At 42.5% G+C, this 17,682-nt stretch carries 16 protein-coding genes; 11 read left to right on the top strand and 5 right to left on the bottom strand.

What is annotated here, in order from left to right; translation table 11 throughout:
* Nucleotides 1-52: 52 nt before the first annotated feature.
* Complete coding sequence (locus P2W82_RS16855; RefSeq protein WP_336517086.1) at nt 53-916, top strand: hypothetical protein; 864 nt, start codon at nt 53-55, stop codon at nt 914-916.
* Nucleotides 917-1,311: 395 nt separating this feature from the next.
* On the opposite strand, the gene P2W82_RS16850 is transcribed toward P2W82_RS16855, so the two are convergent.
* On the bottom strand, nt 1,312-1,725 hold the full coding sequence (locus P2W82_RS16850; RefSeq protein ID WP_336517085.1) for a YciI family protein: 414 nt from the start codon (nt 1,723-1,725) through the stop codon (nt 1,312-1,314).
* Between the two features lie 168 nt (nt 1,726-1,893).
* Here P2W82_RS16850 and P2W82_RS16845 point away from each other — a divergent pair, with 168 nt between their 5' ends.
* Nucleotides 1,894-4,356 carry an ATP-dependent helicase gene (locus tag P2W82_RS16845; RefSeq protein WP_336517084.1) on the top strand — a complete coding sequence of 821 codons (2,463 nt, stop codon included), beginning with the start codon at nt 1,894-1,896 and terminating at the stop codon, nt 4,354-4,356.
* Nucleotides 4,357-4,649: 293 nt separating this feature from the next.
* Here the strand turns inward: P2W82_RS16845 and P2W82_RS16840 are convergent, their stop codons facing one another.
* Nucleotides 4,650-4,991 (bottom strand): arsenate reductase family protein, encoded by a 342-nt coding sequence (locus tag P2W82_RS16840; protein WP_336517083.1) that lies wholly within the window; start codon nt 4,989-4,991, stop codon nt 4,650-4,652.
* 139 nt (nt 4,992-5,130) lie between these two features.
* Between P2W82_RS16840 and P2W82_RS16835 the strand changes: the two genes are divergently transcribed.
* Both P2W82_RS16835 and P2W82_RS16830 read left to right on the top strand, forming a co-directional pair.
* Nucleotides 5,131-5,643, top strand: coding sequence for an RNA polymerase sigma factor (locus P2W82_RS16835; RefSeq protein WP_336517082.1), 513 nt, complete (start codon nt 5,131-5,133; stop codon nt 5,641-5,643).
* A complete protein-coding gene (locus P2W82_RS16830) occupies nt 5,633-6,283 on the top strand; it encodes a hypothetical protein (protein ID WP_336517081.1) in 651 nt (216 codons plus the stop codon). The genes P2W82_RS16835 and P2W82_RS16830 overlap by 11 nt, the downstream gene beginning before the upstream one ends.
* Nucleotides 6,284-6,584: 301 nt before the next feature.
* Here the strand turns inward: P2W82_RS16830 and P2W82_RS16825 are convergent, their stop codons facing one another.
* Nucleotides 6,585-7,049 (bottom strand): DUF4920 domain-containing protein, encoded by a 465-nt coding sequence (locus P2W82_RS16825; protein ID WP_336517080.1) that lies wholly within the window; start codon nt 7,047-7,049, stop codon nt 6,585-6,587.
* A 303-nt stretch (nt 7,050-7,352) separates the two neighbouring features.
* Between P2W82_RS16825 and recA the strand changes: the two genes are divergently transcribed.
* The 7 genes from recA to P2W82_RS16790 all read left to right on the top strand — a co-directional run bounded on the left by recA (nt 7,353) and on the right by P2W82_RS16790 (nt 15,104).
* Nucleotides 7,353-8,354 (top strand): recombinase RecA, encoded by a 1,002-nt coding sequence (gene recA, locus P2W82_RS16820; protein WP_336517079.1) that lies wholly within the window; start codon nt 7,353-7,355, stop codon nt 8,352-8,354.
* A gap of 90 nt (nt 8,355-8,444) precedes the next feature.
* Nucleotides 8,445-8,897 (top strand): methylglyoxal synthase, encoded by a 453-nt coding sequence (locus P2W82_RS16815; RefSeq protein WP_336517078.1) that lies wholly within the window; start codon nt 8,445-8,447, stop codon nt 8,895-8,897.
* Between the two features lie 37 nt (nt 8,898-8,934).
* Nucleotides 8,935-10,647: an alpha/beta hydrolase gene (locus P2W82_RS16810; RefSeq protein ID WP_336517077.1), complete on the top strand. Its 1,713-nt coding sequence runs from the start codon at nt 8,935-8,937 to the stop codon at nt 10,645-10,647.
* Between the two features lie 248 nt (nt 10,648-10,895).
* On the top strand, nt 10,896-11,411 hold the full coding sequence (locus tag P2W82_RS16805) for a GNAT family N-acetyltransferase (protein WP_336517076.1): 516 nt from the start codon (nt 10,896-10,898) through the stop codon (nt 11,409-11,411).
* An 85-nt stretch (nt 11,412-11,496) separates the two neighbouring features.
* Entirely contained in the window at nt 11,497-13,008 is a 1,512-nt protein-coding gene (locus P2W82_RS16800) for a hypothetical protein (RefSeq protein ID WP_336517075.1), read from the top strand.
* Nucleotides 12,995-13,261 carry a hypothetical protein gene (locus tag P2W82_RS16795; RefSeq protein ID WP_336517074.1) on the top strand — a complete coding sequence of 89 codons (267 nt, stop codon included), beginning with the start codon at nt 12,995-12,997 and terminating at the stop codon, nt 13,259-13,261. The genes P2W82_RS16800 and P2W82_RS16795 overlap by 14 nt, the downstream gene beginning before the upstream one ends.
* A 1,042-nt stretch (nt 13,262-14,303) precedes the next feature.
* Nucleotides 14,304-15,104 (top strand): DoxX family protein, encoded by an 801-nt coding sequence (locus P2W82_RS16790; protein WP_336517073.1) that lies wholly within the window; start codon nt 14,304-14,306, stop codon nt 15,102-15,104.
* 428 nt (nt 15,105-15,532) lie between these two features.
* On the opposite strand, the gene P2W82_RS16785 is transcribed toward P2W82_RS16790, so the two are convergent.
* Entirely contained in the window at nt 15,533-16,831 is a 1,299-nt protein-coding gene (locus tag P2W82_RS16785) for a hypothetical protein (RefSeq protein ID WP_336517072.1), read from the bottom strand.
* Nucleotides 16,821-17,306: a hypothetical protein gene (locus P2W82_RS16780; protein ID WP_336517071.1), complete on the bottom strand. Its 486-nt coding sequence runs from the start codon at nt 17,304-17,306 to the stop codon at nt 16,821-16,823. Before P2W82_RS16780 ends, P2W82_RS16785 begins: the two co-directional genes overlap by 11 nt.
* Between the last annotated feature and the right edge of the window lie 376 nt (nt 17,307-17,682).

Below are 17,682 nucleotides of genomic sequence, written 5' to 3'. Positions count from 1 at the left end.
ATTTCACATAAGTGATTTAAATGATATAAATTTCGGTTCTCAATTCAGGTATATGAAAAAGATGTTTTTTACTCTGATGTTTTTGTGTGCGGTGCCGTTTGTATTTTCTCAGACGGAAACGAAGAATGACATTATAGAAAAACTGAACGGCGATGAACTGACAGTAAAAATATTGGAAGTAGGCGATGACGTGATTAAATTTTCCTACCCGGGGGAAACAGTTACCTACACGCTGAAAAAATCAGAAATTTTCAAGATAAAATTTGGAAGCGGCAGAATAGAAGTGATCACTAAACCAGGTTCAGCTTCTTCTTCTCCTGCTCCTGCTACCGCAGCAGCACCCGCGTCAGCAGCTTCACTCACTACAACAACGGCAGCAGAAAGAAAAAATAAGGTCGCTATACTTCCCATTATTATGATCCGCGATGGACAAAACACTTCTGAAGAGATCACGTTTAAAATTCAGAACGAGGTATATAATTATATGTCATCTCATACGGCTGGTAAAACGATACTGGATCCGCGGACAACAAATGCCATATTGGCCAAAGCGGGCATCAATCGGGAAACAGTCAGAAATTATACTATGGATGAGCTCGGTGATATTGTAGGTGCAGAATACCTTGTAGAAGGATTGGTTACGTTGGATCAGGAAAACCAGACCAGCACTTCCAACACACAATACAATACCACTACCAAAAACGATCCGAAGAAAAACAATACTGATTATAATACCACTAAAACTTCCACCTCAACCACCGAACAGAATTATTCTACGCGGTTTAACCTGAGTATTTACGATGATAAAGGCAATAGTGTTTTCAATCAGCAAAGAAAATCTTTCTGGGATGGCCAGAATGCATATAGAAATGCGATGGAGTATTTGCTGAAGAGAACGCCTTTGTATACGAAATAAATATAACAGGTGAGAGGTTTTACGTGTTAGGTTATAGGTTAATCTCCGCGAACGCCAAATCCATCTCTGATTGCGATAGCAGGTTCATTGATGCTCCGGTAGGAGCATCCTGTTTGTGGCCGCCTGCAGGCCGGGTTGTTAGTTTATATTTTTTAGATGAAATAAATCATCCTGCAAAAATGTAGGGACGCCATGTATGGCGTCCCTACATTTTTACTAACAAACGAAAGTCATTTGATTTCAATACCGATTTTAATTGTGTTGAATTTTGTCTTTAACGAAAATTGCCAGCCATGTACTTCTGATCTAAAATAAAATAATTATCACCCCGGATTGGCTCCGTAACCGCGGGTACTTACGTTTTACGTTGAACGTTTTACTTCCTTACCCACTTCTTACTTTGTATTCAGAAGCGTCTGCCCGGGGATACTGAACCATTTGTAAAATTTCATCAGCATAATTCCTTTAGAAATCATCGGATCGTTGCCCAGCCATTTCTTGATTTCGTTTTCGTCTGAGCTGTTGAAAATGATAATACCACTTAAACCATCCGGGTTCTCGGCAGTTACCGGCCCAAAAACCGATATTTTTTTATCGAGATGCAGCTGAAAAAGATTTTGCAGGTGTTGGGTATGCCAGGTCATAGCAGAATCTTTTGGCGGCTGACCACCTGACGCCGTAAGCAAAACCAATGTATAAGGCGCTCCCTTCTCAATCTGCGAACTTATATATGGCCCGTCCGCTTTTTGTTGTGCAGCAACACCAAGGCCTGCAACAAGCAGTGTGAATATCAATGTAATTTTTTTCATTTATCTGGATTGAAATGCTAAACTAACTGTTTTAATACATCATAATTCCTAAATACACGGTTAACTCCCACATAAAAAATGGGGAAAAACGAAATTTTATTTCTCTGATAATTACCCTTAGCTATGGCAGATTTTTTCCCGCTCAGGAATAGGGCTTAACTTGCACGGATGAATAATTACCTGGCAGAGTTGAATGAGAGGCAGCGTGAAGCAGTATTGCACTTAGAGGGGCCATTGATGATTATTGCCGGCGCCGGCAGTGGTAAAACCAAAGTACTTACCACGCGCATCGCACACCTGATGGCGAATGGAGTAGATTCATTCCGGATACTCGCTTTGACCTTTACCAATAAGGCGGCGAGAGAAATGAAAGAAAGGGTCGAAAAAATTCTTGGCAACCAGGAAGCACGCAACCTGTATATAGGCACTTTTCACTCGGTATTCGCGAGGATACTCAGAGCTGAAGCTCATCGTCTCGGATTTCCGAATCATTTTACGATTTATGATACTGAAGACGCAAAAAGCGTTGTGAAGACAGTGATCAATGAGTTGGGTTTGGATGATAAACATTACAAACCGGCGACAGTATACAATAGAATTTCTTCTGCAAAAAATGCATTGATCGGACCGCAGGAATATGCAGCAGATACCTACCTGCAGCAGGAAGATCAACGATCAAACAGACCAGCCATTGCAAAAATTTATGAGGCCTATGTGAAGCGCTGTTTTAAAAATGGCGCAATGGATTTTGATGACCTGCTCCTGAAATTCTATGAATTGCTGAAAAACTTTCCCGACAGTCTTCATAAGTACCAGCACAAATTCAGATACATTCTGATTGATGAGTACCAGGATACGAATCCCGCCCAGTATGAGATCATCAAATTACTCGGCGCCGCTCACGAAAATGTTTGTGTGGTGGGAGATGATGCACAGTCAATCTATTCCTTCAGAGGTGCCACCATTGAAAATATTCTCCAGTTTCAAAAGGATTATGAAGAAGTGAAAGTGGTAAAGCTGGAACAGAATTACCGCAGTACCGAACAGATCCTGCAGGTCGCGAATAAGGTAATCAGCAATAATAAAAACCAGATACCAAAATCACTCTGGACGGAAAATGGTTCCGGTGAAAACATCCGGCTGGTACGTACGATGACGGATAATGATGAGGGAAAATTTGTTGCGGATACCATCCAGGAACAAAAGCTCAGGAATCATTATTTCAACAGAGACTTCGCAATTTTATATCGCACCAATGCACAGAGCCGTGCTTTTGAGGAAGCGTTAAGAAGAATGAATATCCCATACACGATGTATGGCGGCATCAGCTTCTACCAGCGAAAAGAAATAAAAGACCTTGTTGCATACCTGCGCATACTTGTCAATCCAAAAGATGAAGAAGCTTTAAAACGCATCATCAATTATCCTGTAAGAGGTATTGGAAAAACCACGATTGATAAAATCATTCTGCATGCCAATGAGCAGGATATCAGCATGTGGGAAGTGATGGTGAACGCGAGAAATAACGGATTTAAATCGTCCACTGCTGAAGCACTCGAGGCTTTTGTAACGATGATCAAAAGTTTCGCAAGTATGCTGAAAACAAAAAATGCATATGATGTTGCATTTCATGTGGGAAAGCAAACTGGTCTTGTTAAGGAATTATTTAATGATAAGAGTACCGAAGGTGTTCAGCGATATGAGAATATCCAGGAGCTGTTGAACTCAATCAAAATGTGGGTGGATGATCAGCAGAACCGTGCACAGATCGATGAAGATGGTGTGTTGCTGGATACACCTGAGATCAACCTTGTTCCTGTAACCAATGCTGGTGAAATCCAGTTTCAGCAAGGTACCCCTGATGTGCCGGCAAATCCCGCAGTATCATCCACTACAACGCTCGCTGCTTATCTGCAACAGATCACGTTGCTGACCGATGCAGATGAAAAAGATGCGAATGCAGACACGGTAAAACTGATGACCATTCACGCAGCCAAAGGCCTGGAATTCTCCTGCGTATTTGCTGCTGGTCTGGAAGAAATGCTTTTCCCCAGTGCACTAAGCATAAATACCAGGGAAGAACTGGAAGAAGAACGTCGGTTATTCTATGTCGTTATTACAAGGGCACGTAAGCGTTTATGGATAACCTATGCTAATACACGCTATAAATTCGGGCAGGTGGTGCAGAATGAACCCAGTCGTTTTATTGAAGAGTTGCCTTCAGAATACCTTGACCGGAGCTTTGCCGGAGGTGGTGTAAAAAACCAGGGTTTCGGCGCCAGTTCAGCTGCAGAAAGAATGAGAGGATGGGGCAATGGCTCTGATGGTTTTGGCAATTCCTATAGTGAAAACAATTGGAAAAAGGGAAATGCCGGCAGTTCAGGAAAAAGCGTATCCGGACTTGGATTGAAACCCAATCCTAAACCTGTCGAGCATACTCCATCAGCCAATTTTACTGCAAGTGCAACTGGCGATCTGCAGGAAGGTCAGCGCATCGAACATCAGAAATTCGGGTTTGGAGAAATACTAAAACTCGAAGGCGCTGCACATAATCCGATCGCTACCATCAGGTTTGATCTGAATGGAGAGAAGAAGATCATGTTGAATTATGCGAAGCTGAGGATAGTGTAGCCAAGCAATAGACAGTAGACAGCAGACAGTAGATGTTGTACGTTCGCTATTTTTTGAACCACATAGACCACATTAGGAACATAGGCACATAGTTTAATTTCTATATGCCTATGCAATCTATGTTACCTATGTGGTTCAATCATCAGATGCTGTTCTTCCTTCCCGTTACTTTCAATATTTTTTGAACCACATAGACCACATTAGGAACATAGGCACATAGTTTAATTTCTATGTGCCTATGCAATCTATGTTATCTATGTGGTTCAAATCACTAGAGTCTATTGCCTGGCAGTTCACCATTTTACTTTTTTCAGTCTCTTATCCATTCCAATATATACCTGGTCGTTATAGATAATTACCGGCCTTCTCAGAAAGGTATATTCTTCGAGTATATAACGCCGGTAGTGTTCTTCTGAAAGTTCTTTTTCATGTAAACCCCAGCCCCTGAACTTCAGTGCGCGCCTGCTGAATAATTTTTCATAGCTGCCCGCGAGTTCTTTCATTTCATCGATCTGCTCTTCTGTTATCTTTTCGGTTTTGATATCCTGGAAAACGAAATCCTTTTGATCGAGGGCATATTCTTTTACAATCGCAATACTTGTGGTACAATAGGGCAACCAGTAAATTTTCTTCATCAGGTAATTTCCAGTTTAAGGTGTAAAGTTAAAGGTTGAAAGTTTTACGTTAAACGTTATACGTTTTACGTTCCACCTTAAAAATTAGTAACTCTGTAATAATTTAGTTCATCCTGCGACTAAAGGGTCATTCGCACACTTGAGCTCATCAGACACACAATCCGAATTTCTTCAGCTCCTGGAGAGTCATAAAGGACTCATCCATAAAGTGTGTAATGTCTACTGCCTGAATAACCGCGACAAAGAAGATCTGTTTCAGGAGATTGTCATTCAGCTATGGAAAGCCTGGCCCGGTTTCCGTGGTGAATCGAAGTTCAGCACCTGGATGTATCGCATCGCCATCAATACTGCTATCTCCGGTTTAAGAAGAAAGAAAAACCACATGATTTACATGGGACCGGATGAACTTCCTGCAGAGATAAAAGATGAGTCAGATGCTTCTGAAAAAGAAGAAAGATTACAACAATTGTATGCCGCGATCAGGCAGTTATCAGAATTGGAAAGAGCAATCATTATGCTTTATCTGGAAGATAAAAACTATGAAGAGATCGAGGACATCCTCGGCATCAATCAGAACAACCTACGGGTAAAAATGAACCGCATCAGAGAGAAACTACGTAAACTATTAAAACAGTCCACATATGGAACTTGAGGAGTGGAAAGATCTCTGGCAACAGGATCATAAAAAGGAACTGTCGGATGAGCAGCAGTTGAAAAACATGCTGTCGGCCAAATCAAAAAGCCCGGTAGCAATCATGAAACGCAACCTGCTGATCGAGCTTTGGCTGGTCGTCTTTACTTATGGCGCCTCTATCCTGTTTTATTTCACCGCATGGAAAGGCCGCATGAGTGAGGTAGGATGGTTTATGCTCGTCATCGCGCTGGTCTTTGTAATTTATTATTATAGAAAAAACCGTTTGCTCAATAGAATGGTTTCACCCGAAGGACAAGTTTTGCAGAATCTCCGGAACCAGATTCATACACTTGAAAAATTTGTAGGTTTCTATCTTCTTGCAGGGACCATACTCGTTCCCATAAGCATGGTATTCTTTGGATGGATCTTTTATTGGAATGCACGATACATCAATCCTGGAAATATCCTGTTTCCCTCACCTGAAAATCCCTGGTGGAAAGTAGTTTTAATATGGGGTATACTGATTGTAATCGGCACTTTCGTATTGGGCATTCTGAACAAGTGGTATGTTAGAAAATTGTATGGCCGACACATCGCTAAGCTCCGCGAAATTGTACACGAAATCGAATCCGAAGAAACCGAGCTTCATTCCGGATAATAAACAAGACCTGCTTATTTTTATGAAAATTCATCCCTGTATTGAATTACAAAAGAATGTTGGGTCTGACGCCTGTATGCTTATCACGAATATGATGGATAAATCCCTGGACCAGAATATTAAAATTTCAAAATTGTCATAACAAATTTCGTTTTCCCGGGCCCTTTATATCGCAGAGGCTGGCTGTTTTACGTTCTACGTTCTACGTTAAACCATGCACGGACATAAACAATCAGCAGACCCTAAATAAAAAACCCGCGAAAGATCACTCCTTCACGGGCGTTGTAGTTGATAAAATATCTTAAAGTACCACCACTCCTTTCGCAACAAAAATCAATTCCTTCTTTGGTTCTTTGATTTTTGCAATTTCTTCATCACTCTTGCCCGCGTCTTTTGCATAGTGTTTTAGTTGTTTAACGGAAGTCTCTTTGATTTTCGCTTCCCCGTCAAGGACTACCTCCTGACCAACAATATTCTTCGGCATAAAATAGGCATAGTCCTTAAACTTCACCATCATTTTTTCACCATCCGCTTTTTCCACTTTCATCCAGCAACCCTTCTCCTGGCATACTTCAACAACCTTTCCCTGCACTTTCCCGGTATATGCATTATTCTCCAGTTTCGAACTGATATCATTAACCGAAATCGCACTGTCCGGCGTTATCGTTGCACCATAAGTAATTCCTTTTGCGGCAGGTACGGGTTCCTGTGCGTAAATAGCCAAACCCGTCAAAAAACATATAGCTAATATAAACAGGTGTTTCATGATCATATTGTTTGTGCAAATTTAAAAAATCTCAACGGAATTGCCATTTTAATATACAATACATAAACTATTGTTTAATTGGATAGAATGTGTTTACTTTACGTGCATGTTTTTTTCGGTTGCAGCCGAATGTATTTTTTAAGTTTTTCTCATGTCAACCCTGTTATTTTCCAATAACAGGGTTTTTTTTTGGTGAAAAACACTAATATTTTTAGTGTAAAAACTGCTAAAATTATTAGTGTGCATAATTAAATTCCCCTACCTTTATTGAATAAATAACTTTGAAAATCTAAAAAAATACACATGTCCAACAGTGAAAAATTAAAGGCACTCAAGCTTACATTAGATAAAATCGATAAGGACTATGGCAAGGGAAGTGTGATGATGATGAACGAAAAAGGTGAGACCCAGCAAGAGGTAGTCTCCACTGGTTCCATTGGTCTGGACATTGCTTTAGGCATAGGCGGTTTGCCTAAGGGACGTGTGGTTGAAATATACGGGCCTGAAAGCTCCGGTAAAACGACGATCGCAACTCATGTGATTGCAGAAGCTCAGAAAAAAGGTGGAATCTGCGCCATTATAGATGCAGAACATGCTTTTGACAGCAGCTACGCCAGGAAACTGGGTGTTGATGTCGATAATCTTTTAATATCTCAGCCGGATTATGGTGAGCAGGCTTTGGAAATTGCCGATCGCCTGATCCTTTCGGGCGCGTTGGATGTAGTAGTCATCGACTCTGTGGCCGCTCTTGTTCCAAAAGCGGAACTGGAAGGTGAAATGGGAGACAGCAAGATGGGTCTCCAGGCAAGATTGATGAGCCAGGCGCTTCGTAAGCTTACGGCGACCATCAGCAAGACAAACACCGTTTGTATTTTCATCAACCAGCTTCGTGAAAAAATCGGGGTGATGTTTGGAAACCCGGAAACCACCACGGGTGGTAATGCCCTGAAGTTCTATTCATCTGTAAGATTGGATATTCGTCGCCAGGCACAGATTAAAGACGGAGAAGAGGCCATTGGAAACCGTGTAAAAGTGAAAGTGGTGAAAAACAAGGTAGCTCCTCCTTTCCGCTCTGCCGAATTCGACATCATCTTCGGCGAAGGCATTTCCAAAACAGGTGAGATTCTTGATCTCGGGGTTGAGTTGGGTATTGTGCAGAAAAGCGGTTCATGGTTCAGTTATAACAGCGATAAGCTCGGCCAGGGAAGGGATACGGTGAAGCAATTGCTGATCGACAATCCTGAGCTGGCAAATGAAATCGAAGTAAAGATCCGCGAGAAAATTAAAGAGATGGCTTCTGCCTAAAATAGTTGGTTTTGTTTGATAAAAAACCGTGTCTCCGTAGGATACGGTTTTTTTATTACCTTTTCCGAAACGGACAAAATACTCACGTTTATGGATAGTGTAAGAAACATCAGCAGCCGAAAGAACATTGCACTTGTTGCGCACGATCATAAAAAACGCGACCTGATCGATTGGGCGGAATACAACAAAGCCGCACTTGCCCAGCATGATCTGCTGGCAACGGGAACGACAGGAACACTTGTTGAAGATGCACTGGGCCAGCCGGTGCGAAAATTCCTGAGTGGCCCATTGGGTGGTGATCAGCAGATAGGAGCGCTGATTGCCGAAGGAAAAATCGACGTACTCATTTTCTTCTGGGACCCCATGGAAGCACAACCGCACGATCCTGATGTAAAAGCTCTTTTGCGTTTGGCTGTCACATGGAATATACCCTTCGCTTGTGACCGGGCCACAGCAGATTTCCTGCTGACGTCCCCATTGATGTACCATGAATACGCCTGCGCAATCCCTGACTATTCGAATTATATCAAAAGGACCATTTGATCTTAGCCATTTCCACTCACAGATTTAATTCTTCGACATGAACAGAACCTTATTGATTTTCCTGTTTTGTTTTATTTGTTACGCCTCTTTCGCGCAAACAAGATTTTCAGTGAGTATGAATAAGTCAATGGGGTTACATCATCCTGACGGCCGACTATTGTTACTTCTTTCCTTAACCGATCAACCAGAACCCAGGTTTCAGATACAGGATGGCCCGAAAACACAGCTGGTATTTGGTAAAGATGTTTCAGCATGGACGGATGGCCTTGCAATATATTTTGATGACAAGGATTTCGGTTATCCGCTGCAGTCATTGAGCGGGGTGCCGGAAGGTGACTATTTTGTTCAGGCAGTTTTTCATCGTTATGAAACATTCAAACGAAGTGATGGTCATACCGTTAAATTGCCTATGGACAGAGGCGAAGGTCAGCACTGGAACATGGCACCTGGTAACCTGCTTTCAAAACCGGTAAAGATCAGTTTCAGCAAATCGGGAAATAATATTATCTCTATCGACCTCAATGATTCTATTCCTGCCATCAAAGAACCTGAGGATTCGAAATATGTCAAGCATATCAAGGTATTGAGTAAAAAATTGACAGAATTCTGGGGAAGACCGATATACCTTGGCGCGCACGTTTTGTTGCCTGAAGGCTGGGATACACACCCCAATGTGAAATATCCACTCGCGATATTTCATGGACATTTTCCGTCGGATTTTGGTGATTGGAGAACGACCCCGCCAGATACAAGTCTGAAACCCGATTACAGTGAAAGATTTGGCATCTCCGGTTATAACAGCATTATACAACAAGAGAATTATGCTTTTTACAAGCAATGGACAGGCCCGGATTTTCCGAGAGTGATTGCCATCGAAATTCAGCATCCGACTCCGTATTACGATGACAGCTATGCTGTGAATTCAGCAAACAATGGCCCGTACGGCGATGCAATTACTTATGAACTCATTCCTGAAATCGAAAAGAGGTTTCGCGGCATCGGAAAGGGATGGGCGAGGTTTGTGTATGGTGGCAGCACGGGTGGATGGGAGGCCCTCGCCGTTCAGGTGTTCTATCCTGACGAATACAACGGTAGTTATGCCGCTTGTCCCGATCCAATTGACTTCCGTGCCTATTGCCAGATCAATCTTTATAAGGATAAAAATGCTTATTTTCTGGAGAGCGATTTCCGGAAAACTTATCGTCCCGGAATGCGCGATTACCTGGGCAAAGTCAGTGCTACGGTGCAGGATATGAATTATCGTGAACTGGCCCTGGGATCCAATGGGAGAAGTGGCGAACAATGGGATATCTGGCAGGCCGTGTACTCTCCTGTTGGTACTGACGGTTACCCCAAACCGATTTTCGACAAACTCACCGGCGCAATCGATTCTACTGTCGCTCAATACTGGAAAGAACATTATGATCTGTCGTACATACTCGAGCGTGACTGGTCAACACTTGGCAAAAAGCTCAGCGGAAAAATTCATATTTACTGTGGCGACATGGATAATTTCTATCTCAACAACGCAGTATATTTTACAGAGGAGCGTCTGAAAAAATTAAAAAATCCTTCTTTTGATGGCAAGGTGGATTATGGTGATCGTGCAGAACATTGCTGGAACGGAGATCATGATAATCCCAACTATATTTCAAGATTGCGTTATCATTCCATGTTCATTAAAAAGTGGACTAGCGAGATTCAGAAACGGGCACCGAAAGGAGCGGATTTGAAAAGCTGGCGATATTGAGGTTTAACGCTGAACGTTAAACGTTGAACGTAAGCCTAAGAGAGTTCAACTAACATCTGGATAAGCTGGCACACATTCAGGTTATCACTTCCGCGAAAGCTTGCGTTATACGTTATACGTTTTACGTTAAACGTTAAACGCGTCCTATGAATGTAGAGCTAACCTACTTTAATCTGGCACCTACGTAGGTTATCACATCCGCGAAAGCCTGCGTTACACGTTATACGTTTTACGTTAAACCCAAATAGATGATGCCGGAAGTAATATTGCGTAAATGGTCAAAATCAGACGTAAAGCCTTTGGTATTGCTGGCGAACAATATCAATATCTGGAATTCCGTTCGCGATTTTTTTCCGCATCCATATACTAAATCAGATGCAAACAACTGGGTCAAAGCCCGCCTCAGCGATAACGACGATCTTCATTATGTGATTGAAGTCGACGGAATGTTTGCCGGCGCGATAAGTATTTTACCGAAGGAAGATATTTACCGGTATACTGCCGAAATCGGATACTGGCTGGGCGAACCGTTCTGGGGAAAAGGAATAACCACTAAGGCAATTGAACTGATACTGGAAATCTGCAGGCAGAGCCATCCGGAAATTATCCGCATTTATGCAGAAGTATTTGCTTCAAATAAGGCGTCGATGCGTACGCTGGAAAAAAATGGCTTCACACTTGAATCCATCAGAAAAAATGCGATCGTGAAAAATGGAATTGTTGGTGATGACTATGTTTGGGTGAAAATATTTGAACAATCGTAACTTCAATTGAGAATCAACGAGGCGTTGAATTCACCCAGGGCTTTGCGGAAAGTAGCATATATTAATTACTGCTAAAACCATCATTATGAAATCCCGCAAGCTGATCATCTCCAGCAAACAAAATCTCGTCAGTAAATACGCAAAAGCCCTGACGAAAATCGAACAGAAAATTTCCGCATTGATCAAAGCTGATAAAAAGCTGGAAATCGACACGATGCTGGTTTATATCGATGATGCTGCATCCTGCAAAAAAGCAGGCATCAAACCCATAAAAACCATTACTGCAAAAACCTGCAAGGAAAGTATCGATCTGTTGTACAGTAAACTGGTTCCTGCGTATATCGTGATCCTCGGTGCACAGGATATTATTCCGTTTATAGAAATAAAAAATCCGGCAGACGATGAAGATGTAACAGTTCCTTCAGATCTGCCCTATGCATGTCATAAGCCGTATAGCACCAACATAAAGGACTTTACAGGGCCATCCAGGGTAGTGGGAAGACTGCCTGATATTGCGGGCGATAGTGATCCGCAGTATATCATCAAACTGATTGATAATGTGATCAGGTCAAAACCGGTTGATGCGAAAAAATACAGCAATTATTTTGCTGTGACCTGCGATAGCTGGAAAGAGTCAACAAAACAAACCGTCACCAATATTTTTGGCAATGATGATAAGCTTGTAGTATCTCCGCCAGCTGGAAAATCATACAAGCCTGCTCAGCTGAAAACGATGACTCATTTTTATAATTGTCATGGTGCTTCAAACGATTTTTCTTTTTACGGTCAGAAAGGTAACAGTTACCCACAGGCGCTGCATACGAACCAGCTTCCGGGAAAAATCAGCTTTGGAACCATCGTCGCTGCGGAATGTTGTTACGGTGCCGAACTGGTAAACAATCTCTGGCTGGGCATTAAAGATCAGATTGCCATCGCCAACCAATACCTCTTGCAGGGAGCACTGGCATTTATGGGAAGCAGTACCATTGCTTATGGTCCGGTCGATTCACAGGGGTTAGCAGACCTGGTCACGCAGTATTTTGTCAAGGAAATTCTAAACGGCGCCTCGACGGGCAGAGCGATGCTGCAGGCCCGGCAGCAGTTTCTTTCTGAAAGCGGCCCTTCGCTTGATCCATATGAATTGAAGACACTGGCACAGTTCAATCTAATGGGAGATCCGTCAGTTCTTCCTGTTTTTAAGCCGGAAATCAAACGCGCAGCAATCAAACAAAACACCATTCAGAATAATCGTATCAATCTTTTCAACAAAGGCATCAAGCTGGAGGATACGATTGCGTCATCTGTAAAAATGCAAAGAGTTACGCCTTCAAAAAATGCAAATAAGATCAGGCTCCTGCTTCGGTCGACAGACTTTACAAAGCCTGATAGAAAAGGTTTGTACAAAGTGGAGGAAAAGCAATACAAGGCTAAAGCAGCTTCCCGCTCAGGCAAAGCACTCGTGCAAACCGGGGCGAAATTCCGTACATTTATCAAGGAGGCTTCCGGTCCCGGTGATAAAATAAAACGCATCCGCATCCTGATCATTAAAGAAACAGATGCAGACCTTTTGGGTTGGAAAATTTATGTCAGCAGATAAGAAAAAAAATAAACCTGCAGCCGTACAAACCATTCGCGGAATAGTAATCGAAAAAACCTACGCCCGCGGAACAAAATCACAACATGAAGCATTGTATATCCAGACGCGCGAACATGAATATGTGCTCCGGAGAATCAATGCAAATCCGTTTCATGATGATTTGCTGCATGAATTCAAGGGCAAAGAAGTAACAGCGACTGGTGTACTCGATAAGAATACTTTTCTCGCCAGAGATATCAAGCCGTGTGAATGATCTTGCCTTCCGGCAGTCGGGTTGGAACTCGCAGAAATAAAATTGTAGTCCGTTGTTGGTGTTTCCCGGAATTCTCAAGGCCACTAAAATGTAAACGACTCGACGGAACACCAACATCGTTTGTTGGTTACGAAGCTTTACTGGTGCTCACCAATCTCTGCAAATGTTGAGAATATTTCATTGCCGGCGAAACACCATTAAAGGAAAGGCGGGTGACTCATCCGTTGTTGGTGTTTTCCGAAGTTCCCAGGAATACCAAAATTTAAGCTACTTAAGGGAACATCAACGACTGTTGCAGATCACCATGTTTTATACATGCCCGCCTTTGTGTATGCCCATCCGTTGTTGGTGTTTCCCGGAATTTTCAAGGCCACTAAAATGTAAACGACTCGACGGAACACCAACATCTTTTGTTGATTACGAAGCTTTATTGATGACTACCAATCTCTGCAAATGTTGAGAATATTTCATTGCCGGCGAAACACCATTAAAGGAAAGGCGTGTGACTCATCCGTTGTTGGTGTTTTCCGAAGTTCCCAGGAATATAAAAATTTAAGCTACTTAAGGGAACACCAACGACTGTTGCAGACCACCATGTTTTATACATGCCCGCCTTTGTGTATGCTCATCCGTTGTTGGTGTTTCCGGAATTCTCAAGGCCACTAAAATGTAAACGACTCGACGGAACACCAACATCTTTTGTTGATTACGAAGCTTTACTGGTGCTCACCAATCTCTGCAAATGTTGAGAATATTTCATTGCCGGCGAAACACCATTAAAGGAAAGGCGTGTGAATCATCCGTTGCTGGTGTTTTCCGAAGTTCCCAGGAATATCAAAATTTAAGTTACTTAAGGGAACACCAACAACTATGGCAGACCACAATGTCTTGTCCGTGCTCTCCCTTTGTATATACTAATTAAAAAGTCATCGGTTTTCCGGGAAACACCAACAAATAATTATATAAATTGTAAAAACGCCATCGACGAAGTCTTTACAATTCAGCGTGATTGGTCACCATAAATTTAAACACACTGCCCGCCATGCATTTCAGAACATCAACCGGTCGAACTTTTTATGCTATTGCCCTCATTATTTATGGCGTTCAGCAATTTGTTTTTGGAGATTTCAGACCCGTATTTGTTCCAGCCTGGCAAAATCACCTTCCTGGTCTTTCTATTTGGGCCTATATATTCGGGCTACTGATGATCGTGACTGCAATCCTGATACTAACAGAAAAGTATGCACGAACAATCTCTGCTATGTTTGGCGTGTTATTGCTGGTATTGTTCTTCTTTATTCATATTCCATTTGAACTAATCGCCGATCCAGACAGTAAACACCTGGCGATGTGGACGAGTGCATTTAAAGATCTGGCGATTGCAGGAGGTGCATTTGTTGTCGCAGGATCGTTCCTGGCCACGGAAATGAAATACTCTTCCGCTACAGCAAGCTGGGGCGAAAAGATCATTCCTGCTGGCAGGATATTTTTCAGCATCACCATGATCACCTTTGGTATTACACATCTTCTCTACGGAGAATTTGTTATGAAACTCGTGCCCGAATGGATACCCGCTCCCTTGTTCTGGACCTATTTCGCCGCTGTTGCATTAATAGGTTCAGGGATGGCTATTATTTTAAAAATAAAGGTGAGGGAAGTTGCAAGCCTTTTAAGCCTGATGCTTTTTATCTGGTTTGTGATTCTGCATCTTCCCCGTGCCATTGACGATCCGCTCGGCCAACGTGGAAATGAATTTGCCAGTTCTTTCGATGCCCTGGCTTTCTGCGGAACTGCACTTTTGATTTCAGCGACAGGCTCTTCAAAATCGAAGTTGACCTTATAGAAAACAATGAAATGCGCTATGGGAAAATTACGATCACCACTGCTGTATCCGACCAACAACCCTTCATGCTCAAATCAGCCAACTGGTCGTCCTGGAAGATAATCTGTTGGATTTCGTTTGTTACGCCAAACCGCCGGATTATCAATCGTCTATAAATGAAAAAACCGGCAGTTGCCTGCCGGAATTTATCCTAAAACCATCCGTGTTAATATGTTTGTCTGTTAGACTTCTGTGTTTCGTGTATCAAACTTTCTCGTAACCGCCCCTCGTATTTTTCCGTTTGATGATGTAAAACTAACCGGGTTTTTACGATCCTGCAACTCACTCGTCGAAGGAAAACGACCATTTGTCGAAATAAGCGAAATAACACATTCCTGTTTTCAAAGTCCGGACGAGTATCCTCCGATAACAGATTGGTCCGGAACCATTTAGCTCTTTGCAGATCGACCACCACCGATCAATTGGTTGCCCAAACCAAAAATCAGGTTGATGGCGCCGATCACATTCCCTCCCTTATAAGTCGTCCCATCAAAATTTCTTCCGAAGGAAAATGTCAGCTTCTGATTGATTCCAATATCGTATGCTGCATTGACCATCAGACGCCATGAACCTGCTCCCGATTCATTTAATACAGCACGATATATTCCTTCGCCGCTCACCATCAGTTTCCTCTGCATCGCTGTCACAACAAACCGACCACCAAAATCCAGGTTATGCATTTCCGTTAGGCTATGTTCGGGGTTATATGGCGATGTTTTCGGCGTATATAAATAACGTACGATAAATAATGCAGCAAGGTTTTTCTCCGGCATATGATAACCACCAGTTAACCATGCACCAGATTTAAAAAAATACGAGTTGTTAAACCGGCTATCCAAAAAATCAACTACGCCTCCTGCATTAAAATCAAGATTGAATCCCGTTCTCTCCATCCGGATCTTTTTTACCTCGGCAGCAATCCCTTTCTTTATCGAATCCACGGCCATGATGAGATAGGCAGATTTCGCGCTGGCTGTATCTATCTGTCCGGAATTCACAGCGTTTATAATCTGTTGCATTCTCTCCTGGCGTTTCAGGAAAAGTGGTCGCATCAGTTCACCAAATTCAGATACACTTAAACCTGATTTCCGTTTCTCCACCTCAGTCATTGCGAGCGTCAGCGCCATATATTCGGGATCACGATCAACAATTACTTTCTTAATATCTGCATAATTATTATTCAGCGCCTGTTGCATCTGCCAGATATTATTGAACGCCTGTTTTGATTCCGCGTCAATCTCACCACGCTTTATTGCAAAACCAATCCCGAATCCAAACTGAGTCTTTCCTACTGAATTAGGAATACTGTCATTACTGCTCACCTGCTTAATCCCCAGGGAAACCGCAAACGTCCTTCTGAAATTTTCCCTGTTCTCTACCAGCGTCCTGGAATCCAGTGGCCTTGTTTTATTCAGCAACTGGAATGGAGCGAGTTCAATTGCATAGTTGCTCGGGATTGCAGTAAAAGTATTCGTGGCCGTTCTTACCGAAAACATAAATGCGGTGATATCGGTAGGCTTCTCAATATCCGATGGCGACATATTCAACAACACTGAAGAAGGCGATGGGGATCCCCGGAGCAAATCGATTTTAACCGATGTATCTGCACTTGCATTCTGCGCTTTTGCGATGTACGAACAAATGGTACATGCGAGCAACAATCCTGTACATGCAAGATTAAAACGCATACAGTTTTATATTGAAAATATACGTCTCTGTATCTCCTTCTGAAGCAACGTCGGATTGCATCTTGCGCACATAAATCACATTTTCTGCCACATGCAGTTTCACTGTCGCTTCAGTCCTGTTATTATTTGTATTGTTATTGGTATCTGTAACACTGGTGATCAATAAAAGAGTTTGTCCATCGAGTTGTTTACATTTCCCGATGGACAAATTATAAAAAGAACCATCCCTGTGTTCCGGAGGAAAAACGTCGGCTACTTCTATGCGCGAAGAGCCGGTCTGATCGATGTCTCCGATGATTACAGTCAAAGAAATATCATCGTTTGTTTTGGGAATAACCACAAAATCATCAACCACAGTCTGTCTCACCTGTATCGATCTTGCACCGGTGCTTACAGAAACACTCCTGGCCGATTTTTTCACAGCCTTCTTCTTTGTCCTGGTCGACGCTTTCTTTGATGTTTTTTTCAGAGGCATCTTAGTGATATAAGATTTCAGTGTTGTAAAGATTGACAATTGTCAAGTCTTTGACAATACCCTAATGTGGTTAGTAGAATGAGCAGGCAGGAGTGAGGAGATGGGAGGCAGGAGATTTAGGTGATGGGGAAAAGCAAGCGTATGGTTGGTGGCAGGGCAGGTGTGTTCTCAACCCGCCTGCCCTGCCTAACGGAAAGGCAGGCGTGAGGCAGGTTGTCAGAACGAATGCGGCTTTTGATCTGGTATCGTTGTTAGTTCTGATAGTTGGTTTTTTGATATGAGGCTGTCTCAAAAGTAAAATGAGGCAGCTTTTTTTATTTTCAGTTTTGGATATAGGTTTATACACAATTGAGCTGTATAAAAAGGAGGTTAGGAA

Source organism: Pollutibacter soli (genome assembly GCA_029269725.1).
Taxonomy (GTDB): Bacteria; Bacteroidota; Bacteroidia; order Chitinophagales; family Chitinophagaceae; genus Pollutibacter; species Pollutibacter soli.
The sequence above is the reverse complement of the archived record's forward strand: the minus strand, read 5'-3'. Positions and strand labels throughout refer to the sequence as shown.

Excerpts from the sequence above, each read along its gene's own strand:
- P2W82_RS16780 (WP_336517071.1), bottom strand. The coding sequence starts at position 17,306 with ATGCCTCTGAAAAAAACATCAAAGAAAGCGTCGACCAGGACAAAGAAG.
- P2W82_RS16815 (WP_336517078.1), top strand. The coding sequence starts at position 8,445 with ATGGATAGTGTAAGAAACATCAGCAGCCGAAAGAACATTGCACTTGTT.
- P2W82_RS16800 (WP_336517075.1), top strand. The coding sequence starts at position 11,497 with ATGAAATCCCGCAAGCTGATCATCTCCAGCAAACAAAATCTCGTCAGT.
- P2W82_RS16845 (WP_336517084.1), top strand. The coding sequence starts at position 1,894 with ATGAATAATTACCTGGCAGAGTTGAATGAGAGGCAGCGTGAAGCAGTA.
- P2W82_RS16850 (WP_336517085.1), bottom strand. The coding sequence starts at position 1,725 with ATGAAAAAAATTACATTGATATTCACACTGCTTGTTGCAGGCCTTGGT.
- P2W82_RS16790 (WP_336517073.1), top strand. The coding sequence starts at position 14,304 with ATGCATTTCAGAACATCAACCGGTCGAACTTTTTATGCTATTGCCCTC.
- P2W82_RS16855 (WP_336517086.1), top strand. The coding sequence starts at position 53 with ATGAAAAAGATGTTTTTTACTCTGATGTTTTTGTGTGCGGTGCCGTTT.
- P2W82_RS16795 (WP_336517074.1), top strand. The coding sequence starts at position 12,995 with ATGTCAGCAGATAAGAAAAAAAATAAACCTGCAGCCGTACAAACCATT.
- P2W82_RS16785 (WP_336517072.1), bottom strand. The coding sequence starts at position 16,831 with ATGCGTTTTAATCTTGCATGTACAGGATTGTTGCTCGCATGTACCATT.
- P2W82_RS16830 (WP_336517081.1), top strand. The coding sequence starts at position 5,633 with ATGGAACTTGAGGAGTGGAAAGATCTCTGGCAACAGGATCATAAAAAG.
- P2W82_RS16805 (WP_336517076.1), top strand. The coding sequence starts at position 10,896 with ATGATGCCGGAAGTAATATTGCGTAAATGGTCAAAATCAGACGTAAAG.
- P2W82_RS16825 (WP_336517080.1), bottom strand. The coding sequence starts at position 7,049 with ATGAAACACCTGTTTATATTAGCTATATGTTTTTTGACGGGTTTGGCT.
- P2W82_RS16810 (WP_336517077.1), top strand. The coding sequence starts at position 8,935 with ATGAACAGAACCTTATTGATTTTCCTGTTTTGTTTTATTTGTTACGCC.
- recA (WP_336517079.1), top strand. The coding sequence starts at position 7,353 with ATGTCCAACAGTGAAAAATTAAAGGCACTCAAGCTTACATTAGATAAA.
- P2W82_RS16840 (WP_336517083.1), bottom strand. The coding sequence starts at position 4,991 with ATGAAGAAAATTTACTGGTTGCCCTATTGTACCACAAGTATTGCGATT.